The sequence below is a fragment of the Anaerosporobacter sp. genome (assembly GCF_031551385.1).
Taxonomy (GTDB): domain Bacteria; phylum Bacillota; class Clostridia; order Lachnospirales; family Lachnospiraceae; genus Anaerosporobacter.
Genome location: NZ_JAVBNS010000282.1, coordinates 1 through 9,863 on the forward strand (window position 1 = coordinate 1; position 9,863 = coordinate 9,863).

A 9,863-nucleotide genomic window follows, 5' to 3' on the forward strand; every position below is an offset into this window, starting at 1 on the left:
AAGTGCTTGTTGGATTAGCCTTATTCTTGACTTTATTTATAATGGGACCGATTTTTACACAGATTAATAATGATGCAATTAAACCGCTATCAAAAGGGGAAATTACACAGGAAGAAGCGTTTAAAAGAGGTATGGAGCCGATTCGTAACTTTATGTTTAATCAAGTGAAGAATCGTCCACAAGATATTAAGCTATTTATGGATATTGCTAATTTGGGCGATGCGAACATAACAGTATATAAATTAGATGATGTTCCTAATTCAGTATTGATACCGGCTTTTATGATTAGTGAATTGAGAATTGCATTTATAATTGGATTCTTGCTATATATACCATTTATCATTATTGATATGGTAGTTGCGTCTACACTGATGTCAATGGGTATGATGATGTTACCTCCAACAACGATTTCTATGCCCTTTAAGATATTATTGTTTATCTTGGCGGATGGCTGGAACTTAATAATTGGAAGTGTAGTAAAAACGTTCTATGGTGGCTAGCAAATTACTTGTAGCAGATTGCTTTTCAAAGTTACGGTAATTTTTTAATTGGAGGTTAATATGAATGTAGACGTAGTAATTGATATTGTGAGAGAAGCTCTTATAATTATAATAAAATGTTCAGCACCGATGTTATTAGTTTCTTTGATTGTTGGTTTGATTGTAAGTATATTTCAGACAATTACTTCGATTCAAGAACAGACATTAACATTTGTTCCTAAATTGTTGGCTATTTTTTTGGTGATAATGTTGGCAGGTGCTTGGATATTCAAAAACATTGTTGATTATACGAATATATTGTTTTCAAATTTCGGAACTTATATAAGATAAGTTGTGAACTACAATGCTGTATATAACTGGGTAGGATAATATGAATGTAGATTTTGCAGTAGAAGATATAGAAGTTTTTTTATTAATATTAGTTCGAATTTCAGGTTTTGTATATACGGCACCCTTCCTTAGTCAGAATAGTGTACCAAGGAGAGTTAAAGTTGGACTGAGTGCATTTTTAGCACTTGTGATCTTTAGTTCAGTAAAAGGTATACAGCTTGAATATACTGGTGTAATTGATTATGCCATATTAATAGTGAGAGAATTAATAACAGGTGTTCTAATAGGTTTTTGCTCCAATATATGTGTTACTATTTTGGCTTTTGCGGGACAGATGATAGATATGGAAATTGGATTTTCTATGGTTACACAATTTGATCCTGCATCAAGAATGCAAACAACAATTACATCGAGTCTCTATACGTATACTGTAATGCTGATTATGCTTTTAAGTGATATGCATTTGCATTTATTTAAAGCGATTCTTGATACGTTTGAGCTAGTACCGTTAGGACATACAGTGTTTAGTGCGGGCTTGTATGATGTTGCATTAAAATTTATTACCGATTATTTTATTATTGGTTTTCGAATTGTATTGCCAGTGTTTGCATCAATATTAATAGTAAATATAGTACTTGGTATTTTAGCAAAAGTAGCACCTCAGATGAACATGTTTGTTATTGGTATGCAGCTTAAAGTTTTTATTGGGCTTTTTGTTTTGCTTTTTATTGTAGGTTTAATGCCACAAGTTACAGACTTTATCTTTTCTGAGATGAAATCTATTATACAAATGGTTGTGGAAAATCTAATAGAATGATTTGAGGTAATACGAAGTTGAGAATACAAAAGGATGATTTCTATCAGAATTTAATAAACAAACAGGCGACACTTTTACGATATAACTTGCAATTATTTGCAAATAGTGAGGGTGGAGATAAGACGGAAGATGCGACGCCTAAGAAACTTAAAGATGCAAGAAAAGATGGTCAGGTAGCAAAGAGTACAGAGTTAAATACTTCTGTTATGCTTTTTTCGTTGTTTCTTGTATTAAAGCTTTATGTGGGCTCCATCGGAAATCAATTTATTGATGTATATAAGAAAGTATTTAGTAGTATTACACTTGTTGTAGAAGATGATATGTCTTTACAAGTTATTATGTCCTTACTTGGATATGCATTAAAATCAATTTTATTGATAGCGTTACCAATATTGCTGGCTGGCGTAGTAGTAGCTTTTTTAGTTAATAAAGTACAGATTAAGTGGAAAGTAACATCTAAACCATTAAAACCAAAGTTAAGTAAATTAAATCCTATTAAGGGATTAAAGAAATTAATTTCAAAGGACAAGTTAGTACAATTAGTATTTTCGTTGTTAAAGATAATATTAATTTGTTCACTTGTGTATTCAACATTAAAAGATCAGTGGGGGTTACTTCTTAATTTATATGATTTTTCATTATTTCAAGCGATTGGTCATATTGGAGATATGGTTATTTCGTTAGGATTAAAGATTAGTATACTCTTTTTAGTTGTTGGATTTGTGGATTTGTTTTATCAAAAGAAGAAATTCAAGAAGGATATGAAGATGTCCAAACAAGAAGTTAAAGACGAGTATAAGAATTCAGAAGGTGATCCACAAGTTAAAGGTAAGATTAAGTCAAAGATGTTAGAAGCATCAAGACGAAGAATGATGAATGCTATTCCAGAGGCAGACGTTGTTATTACGAATCCAACGCATTTTGCAGTTGCATTGCAGTATGACAAATCGTTAGGTTCTGCCCCAATTGTTGTAGCAAAGGGTGCCGACTATATGGCGCAGAAAATTAAAGAGATAGCAAGAGAAAACAAAGTAGAAATTGTTGAGAATAAACCGCTTGCTAGAATGTTATATTTTAATGTAGAAATCGATCAAGAGATACCTCAGGAACTATATCAAATGGTAGCTGAGATATTAGCTTATGTATATAGAGTAAAAAATAAAGTTTAGGAGGCAAGGTGAATGAAAAAGTCAGATTTGGTACTAGGGTTATATATTCTGGCCGCAATTGTATTTTTGATTGTACCAATACCTTCTCTTTTATTGGACATATTATTAGCACTTAATATTGCAGTTGCAATGATTATATTGTTTAACTCGTTGTTTTCAAGAGAAGCCCTTAATATGTCGAGTTTTCCAACCGTTTTATTATTCACTACAATATTCCGTATATCGTTGAATGTATCATCAACAAAGTTGATTCTTTCAACTGGTGATCCAGGAAATGTAGTTAAAACATTCGGTGAATTCGTAGGTGGTGGAGATCTTGTAATTGGTGTAATTGTATTCTTGATTTTAATATTGGTTCAGTTTATGGTTATCAATAAAGGTTCTGAGAGGGTTGCAGAAGTAACAGCAAGATTTACGCTTGATGCGATGCCGGGTAAGCAAATGGCAATTGATGCCGATTTGAATACTGGAGCAATTACAGATACAGAAGCGAGAGAAAGAAGAGAAAAGTTACAATCGGAATCAGCATTCTTCGGAGCTATGGATGGTGCTACAAAGTATGTTAAGGGAGATGCTACAGCTGGTTTGATTATTACAGCAATCAATATTGTTGGTGGTATTGTTATGGGTGTTGTTAGACAAGGGTTACCAGTAGCTGCAGCACTTGAAAAATACACAATTCTTACGATTGGTGATGGTCTTGTAAGCCAGATTCCTTCTATCATGATTTCATTAGCAACTGGTTTATTAGTAACAAAGGTTTCAAAAGAAGCCGATATATCAGATGTACTTGTTAGTCAATTATTTTCATTGCCTAAGGTAATGTATATAGTAGGTGCAGCGTTGATATTCTTGGGAATAGCTACACCACTTAATACAATTATATTCTGTGTATATGGTGTTGCATTTATTATGTGTGCTAGAATGATTAATGCTAAGATTGAAGAAGGAAATATAGAGGACGAAGTGTCAGCTACAGAAGATAATGCAGATGAAATTCGTAAGCCAGAGAATGTTACTACGTTACTACAAGTTGATCCAATTGAATTAGAATTTGGTTATGGTATTATACCTTTAGCGGATGTTAATCAAGGTGGTGACTTGCTAGATCGTGTTGTTATGATTCGTAGACAAATTGCATTGGAGCTTGGTTGTGTAGTTCCGATTATACGTTTACGTGATAATATACAGTTAAATCCTAATCAATATGTTATTAAGATTAAAGGTATTCCAGTTAGTGATGGAGAGATTTTGTTTGATCATTATATGGCAATGAATCCAGGATATGTAGAAGAAGAGATAACAGGTATTCCAACGTTTGAACCTTCATTCCATTTACCAGCAATATGGATAACGGAAAATCAAAGAGAACGAGCAGAGTCATTTGGTTATACAGTAGTTGATCCACCTTCTATCATCGCAACACATTTGACAGAAGTGGTTAAGAATAACTTGAGCGAATTATTAAGTCGTCAGGATGTTCAAAATCTTATTAACAATGTTAAAGAAGCGAATGAGACTCTTGTATCTGAATTAGTACCTAAGCAACTTGGTGTTGGTGAAATTCAGAAAGTTTTACAGAATCTATTAAGCGAAGGAATATCTATACGTGATTTAGTTACTATATTTGAAACACTTGCAGATAATGCCCCTGTAACAAGAGATACCGATGTACTTACTGAATATGTACGCCAAAGTCTGAAACGTGCAATCTCTAATAAATATTTCCCAAATGGAGAGACTACAAGCGTAGTTACTCTTGATCCACAAATTGAACAGGAAATTATGGGAGCGGTTAAACAAACAGAGCAAGGTGCATACTTAACATTAGATCCAGAGACTACACAGGAAATTATGAATTCTGTTAAAGATGAGATATCAAAACTTGAGAATTTAGGAAGAAACCCTATTGTTATTACGTCACCTATTGTACGTATGTATTTTAAAAAGTTGACTTCCGATTACTTTAGAGATTTGATTGTCATCTCATATAGTGAAATTGAGTCTAATGTAGAATTACAATCAGTAGGGATGGTGACAGCGTAGTGATAATTAAGAAATTTCAAGCTGAAACAGAGAAAGAAGCCATATTATTGGCAAAAGAAGAATTAGGTAAAGATGCAATCGTAACAAATATAAAGACAATCAAGCCGAAAGGGATTTATAAGTTTTTTAAAAATTCAAAGGTTGAAATAACAGCAGCTGTAGACGATACAGTAAATGGTGAAGAGGATAGTTTATTATCCTCTTTTCAAAAGTTAATCAATGAAAATCAGTTGAGTAAGCAAACAGAAACTCAAAAGGGAAGAATTTTTGATAAGCAGGCAGATAATAATGTTCCTGTTTTTGAAGATGTTAAGTCTACGTATTCATCAGAAATTGAGAAACGTTTAGATAATCTTCAAAACTTGATTGAAAAGCAGATAAAACCTACAGAGGAAAAGGCAACAGAAGAAGTTGAAGAAGAAATAATAGGTGATAATGAATACATTAAGCTTATCTACAAGCAGATGCTTATGAATGAAGTAGATGAGAAGTATGCAAATCAAATTATTAGTGAAATTGAGGCTACTTTACAGACGGGAGCACCAATTGATAAGATTTTGACAAGCATTTATCAAAAACTTGTATTGAAGCTAGGCCAATCAGAGACGATAGAATTAGGGGAGAAGAAACCTAAATTTGTATTCTTTATTGGCCCTACTGGAGTAGGTAAAACTACAACGATTGCTAAAATTGCCTCAGGTTTTAAGGTGAATAAGAACACAAAGATGGTTTTGGTTACATCAGATACGTATCGAATTGCGGCAGTTGAGCAATTGAGAATCTATGCGAATATTCTTGGAGTACCACTTAAAGTAATTTATTCAGCTGATGAATTAAGTCAGTCGAAAGAAGAGTTTAATGATTATGATATTGTTTTAATTGACACAGCAGGAAGATCACACAAGAATACAGAGCAAAAAGATGATTTAGAGGCACTTTTGAATACAATTGATGATTCGATGAAAGAGATTTATCTTGTTTTAAGTGCAACTACAAAGTATAGGGATTTAGTACGTATTACAGAAACCTATTCTACAATCGCAAACTACAGAGTGATATTTACAAAATTAGATGAAACAATATGTATGGGAAATATTCTTAATGTTAAGATGATGACAGGTGCGTCGTTATCTTATGCAACATGGGGACAAAATGTACCAAACGATATTGGAAGGCTGGATGCACAATTTGTTGCTAAAAAGCTGTTAGGAGGCAGTGATTGATGGATCAAGCAGAAGAATTGCGTAAGTTAATAGAAAAACAGAATCAAAAGGAAGATGTAGCAAGAGTAATAACAGTAACTAGTGGCAAGGGAGGGGTTGGAAAGTCCAATATCTCAGTAAATCTTGCTGTACAATTAAGTCGACTTGGTAAAAGAGTAGTAATTCTTGATGCTGATTTTGGATTGGCGAATGTAGAGATTATGCTTGGAATTAGACCGAAATATAATTTGGCGGATTTAATGTATAGAGGGAAATCTTTACGAGAAATAATTACAGAAGGTCCACAGAATATAGGGTTTATCTCTGGTGGCTCAGGCATTGAAGAGTTGGCGAATCTAACTAGAGTTCAGCTTGATGATTTGAGAAAGATGTTATATGAGCTGGACGATTTAGCTGATATTATTATTGTTGATACAGGAGCTGGAATATCAGACAGTGTATTAGAGTTTGTAGCCGCTAGTTCAGAAGTAATCTTAGTGACAACACCTGAACCAACGTCAATAACAGATGCCTATGCATTGTTAAAAACACTTTCTAAACGATCTCAGTTTTCTATAGACGATACAATAATAAAGTTAGTTTCAAACAGAGTGGATTCTACCGTAGAAGGTAGAGAATTATATAGTAAATTAAGTATGGTTGTACAGAATTATTTACATCTAAATATTGAGTTCTTGGGAGCTATTCCAATGGATATGAATGTATCAAGAGCTGTAATAAAGCAAAAGCCTGTGTCTTTGGCTTACCCTAATTCAGAAGCAGCAAAAGCAATGCAAGAAATTGCAAATGTATTATCTAATGAAGAAGTGGTAGTTGAGAAGCAACAGAAAAAGGGAATTTCACAGCTTTTCTCAAACCTAGTAAAATTGAAAAAGAATAAGGTAAAAGAAGTTTAGAGTTTGTATTATTGATAAACCTATTATTATTTGTTATATATTGATATGACGCGCTCAAAAAAGACGACGAGATAAGAGGAATGATAATAATGAAAAAAAATATTTTGGTTGTTGATGACTCTGCACTTATGAGAAGGCTATTATCTGATATAATTAACTCAGATGATCGATTTGTAGTATCAAAAGTTGCTTTTAATGGATTAGAGGCACTTGATTATGTTACTACAAATTTTAAGAATGTTGATGCGGTTGTCTTAGATATTAATATGCCTAAAATGAATGGATTGCAGTTCATGGAGAAAATCTCCAAGTTAAACATTAAACTAACTGTAATTATTGTTAGTACAATAGCAAAAGAAGGTGCGAAAGAGACAATCCAAGCATTAGAACTTGGAGCATTTGATTTTGTTACAAAGCCAGAAAGTTTTATTGAAGCTAAAGGAGATGATTTTAAAAGTCGTTTAATCAAGTGTTTGACAGTAGCGACTGGGCAGAATCTTATCAATGAGCAAAGCGATACTCAGATAGCAAGAGTGGAGCGTCCAAGGAATACGGACAATGTGACTAGTAGTAATAAAGATGTGGTTATTTCTTCAAGATATGATTTTAAGAGGGAAAAGCCAGAGATTAAGCTGGCAAGTAAAGATAGAAAGCCTCTTAAAAAAGGTGCTACAAAATTAGTTGCATTGGCATGTTCAACAGGTGGACCGAAAGCGTTACAAAAAGTGGTTCCTTTGTTACCTAAGGATTTAGACGCAAGTTTTTTAATTGTACAACATATGCCAAAGGGATTTACAAATTCATTAGCAATGCGTCTTGACGAGATGAGTGAATTAGTTGTTAAAGAAGCAGTTGATGGTGAAGAAGTAAAGAAAGGTCATGTATATATTGCGAAAGGTGGATATCAAATGCGAGTTAGAAGGGAACGTGATAAGTATTACTTAGTCGTTTCTTTAGAAGACGCAAGAGGTGGATTAAGACCTTGTGCAGATATTATGTATGAGTCTTTAGTTAATTCGGAGTATGATGAAATAACATGTGTTGTTTTAACTGGTATGGGTGGCGATGGAACGCAAGGAATTAAGAAACTTAATGAAAACAACAATATTTATGTTATAGCGCAGGATGAACAAACATCTACAGTTTATGGTATGCCTAAGGTAATTGCAGAATCTGGACTAGTAGATCAAATTGTACCATTAGAAAAAGTTGCGGATGCTATAACAAATCATGTGGGGGTGCTTTAAGATGGACGTTAGTCAATACCTAGAGATATTTATCGATGAAACAAAAGAACATTTACAAAATCTTAATGAGCAGTTATTGATTCTTGAGAAAGAACCAAATAATGCGAATACAATTAATGAAATATTCCGTGCAGCCCACTCACTTAAAGGTATGGCAGGAACAATGGGTTATAAGAGAATGCAACGTTTAACTCATGACATGGAAAATGTATTCTCAGAAATCAGAAATGGAAAAATGACAGTTAGTGCACACTTGGTAGATGTTTTATTCCAAGGCTTAGATGCATTAGAGTCTTATTTAAGTAATATTCAAGAAACGGCTGATGAAGGAACAGAAGATAATGAGCCAATTATCACGCAGTTGAATAAGATTTTCCAAGAAGGTGTTGGAGCAAAGGCGGAAAGCAAACCGGTTTCAACAACTGCAACTCAAGCAGAAGTAGTAGAAGAAAAAGAAGAAGGTGCTAAGTACCAAGACCTTAAAATAGCTGACTATGAGAGTCATGCGATGTTAACAGCAACTGAAAATGGTCAAAATGTATTTGGTATTACAATATATATTCAAGAAACATGTATTCTTAAAGCAGCTAGAGCATTTCTTGTGTTCAAAGCTTTAGAGGAGCTTGGTGAAGTAATTAAATCATATCCAGATGTTCAAGATATAGAAGATGAAAAGTTCGAATTTGATTTTAGTGTGATTTTAATTACTACAGCACAGCTTGAAGAGGTAAAAGAAAAGATTCTTAATGTATCTGAAATTAAGTCTGTATATATGGATAAGATGCAACTACCTGATGATAAGAAGGAAGGCGTTGAGCATGTAGAAGAGTCTAAAGATACAGTAGATACTGTTCAAGTGGCATCTGCGGCAGCTACTGCAACAGCACCAGCTCAAGCTGAGAAGAAAGAAGCTGCAAAAGCACAGACTCCAGCAAAACAACAAGCGAAGCCAGTAGTAAATCGTTCTGTACGTGTAGATATTGAAAAACTTGATGTATTGATGAATCTTGTAAGTGAGTTAATTATTGCTAAGAATGGTTTGGTGTCAATCAGTTCTGATGATAATGAAAATCGTTCTGAGAGTGCATTCAATGAACAAATTGAATATCTTGAAAGAGTAACAACAAACTTACATGAGTCAGTAATGAAAGTTCGAATGGTACCAATTGAAAGTGTTGTTAATCGTTTCCCACGTATGATTCGTGACTTATCTAAGAAATTAAGTAAGAAGATGGAATTATACATGACAGGTGAAGATACAGAACTTGACCGTACGGTTATCGATGAAATTGGCGATCCTTTAATGCATTTACTTCGTAATTCAGCAGATCATGGTCTTGAAAGTGCAGAAGAAAGAAGAAAACTTGGTAAGCCAGAAGTTGGTTCTATATTCTTAGATGCGTATCAAGATGGTAATAACGTAGTAATCGAAGTACGTGATGATGGTGCTGGTATTAACGTAGAACGTGTAAGACAAAAAGCGATTGATAAAGGAACGATTTCAAAAGAACAAGCAGAAACAATGACAGATAAAGATGTTATTGATTTATTATTCCGTCCAAGCTTTTCTACTGCAGAGAAGATTACAGATGTATCTGGTAGAGGTGTAGGTCTTGATGTTGTTAAAACAAGAAT

The 9,863-nt window shown here is 33.7% G+C and carries 9 protein-coding genes; all 9 read left to right on the top strand.

What is annotated here, in order from left to right; genetic code table 11:
* Positions 1 to 500: flagellar type III secretion system pore protein FliP (locus tag RMR19_RS20940; RefSeq protein WP_310605453.1), on the top strand; the 500-nt coding region annotated here is incomplete at its 5' end.
* 60 nt (positions 501 to 560) lie between these two features.
* Entirely contained in the window at positions 561 to 830 is a 270-nt protein-coding gene (fliQ, locus tag RMR19_RS20945) for a flagellar biosynthesis protein FliQ (protein WP_310605454.1), read from the top strand.
* A 40-nt stretch (positions 831 to 870) separates the two neighbouring features.
* Positions 871 to 1,647: a flagellar biosynthetic protein FliR gene (gene fliR / locus RMR19_RS20950; protein ID WP_310605455.1), complete on the top strand. Its 777-nt coding sequence runs from the start codon at positions 871 to 873 to the stop codon at positions 1,645 to 1,647.
* A gap of 17 nt (positions 1,648 to 1,664) precedes the next feature.
* Entirely contained in the window at positions 1,665 to 2,816 is a 1,152-nt protein-coding gene (gene flhB, locus RMR19_RS20955; RefSeq protein WP_310605456.1) for a flagellar biosynthesis protein FlhB, read from the top strand.
* A 12-nt stretch (positions 2,817 to 2,828) separates the two neighbouring features.
* Positions 2,829 to 4,862 carry a flagellar biosynthesis protein FlhA gene (gene flhA / locus RMR19_RS20960; RefSeq protein ID WP_310605457.1) on the top strand — a complete coding sequence of 678 codons (2,034 nt, stop codon included), beginning with the start codon at positions 2,829 to 2,831 and terminating at the stop codon, positions 4,860 to 4,862.
* Positions 4,862 to 6,085, top strand: a complete 1,224-nt coding sequence (gene flhF / locus RMR19_RS20965) for a flagellar biosynthesis protein FlhF (protein ID WP_310605458.1) — start codon at positions 4,862 to 4,864, stop codon at positions 6,083 to 6,085. Before flhA ends, flhF begins: the two co-directional genes overlap by 1 nt.
* Positions 6,085 to 6,981: a MinD/ParA family protein gene (locus RMR19_RS20970; RefSeq protein ID WP_310605459.1), complete on the top strand. Its 897-nt coding sequence runs from the start codon at positions 6,085 to 6,087 to the stop codon at positions 6,979 to 6,981. Before flhF ends, RMR19_RS20970 begins: the two co-directional genes overlap by 1 nt.
* An 89-nt stretch (positions 6,982 to 7,070) precedes the next feature.
* The gene (cheB, locus tag RMR19_RS20975; protein ID WP_310605460.1) at positions 7,071 to 8,228 is read left to right on the top strand and encodes a chemotaxis-specific protein-glutamate methyltransferase CheB; all 1,158 of its coding nucleotides are present in this window, start codon (positions 7,071 to 7,073) and stop codon (positions 8,226 to 8,228) included.
* Position 8,229: 1 nt separating this feature from the next.
* Positions 8,230 to 9,863 (top strand): chemotaxis protein CheA (locus RMR19_RS20980; protein WP_310605461.1); only part of this gene is annotated, 1,634 nt, incomplete at its 3' end.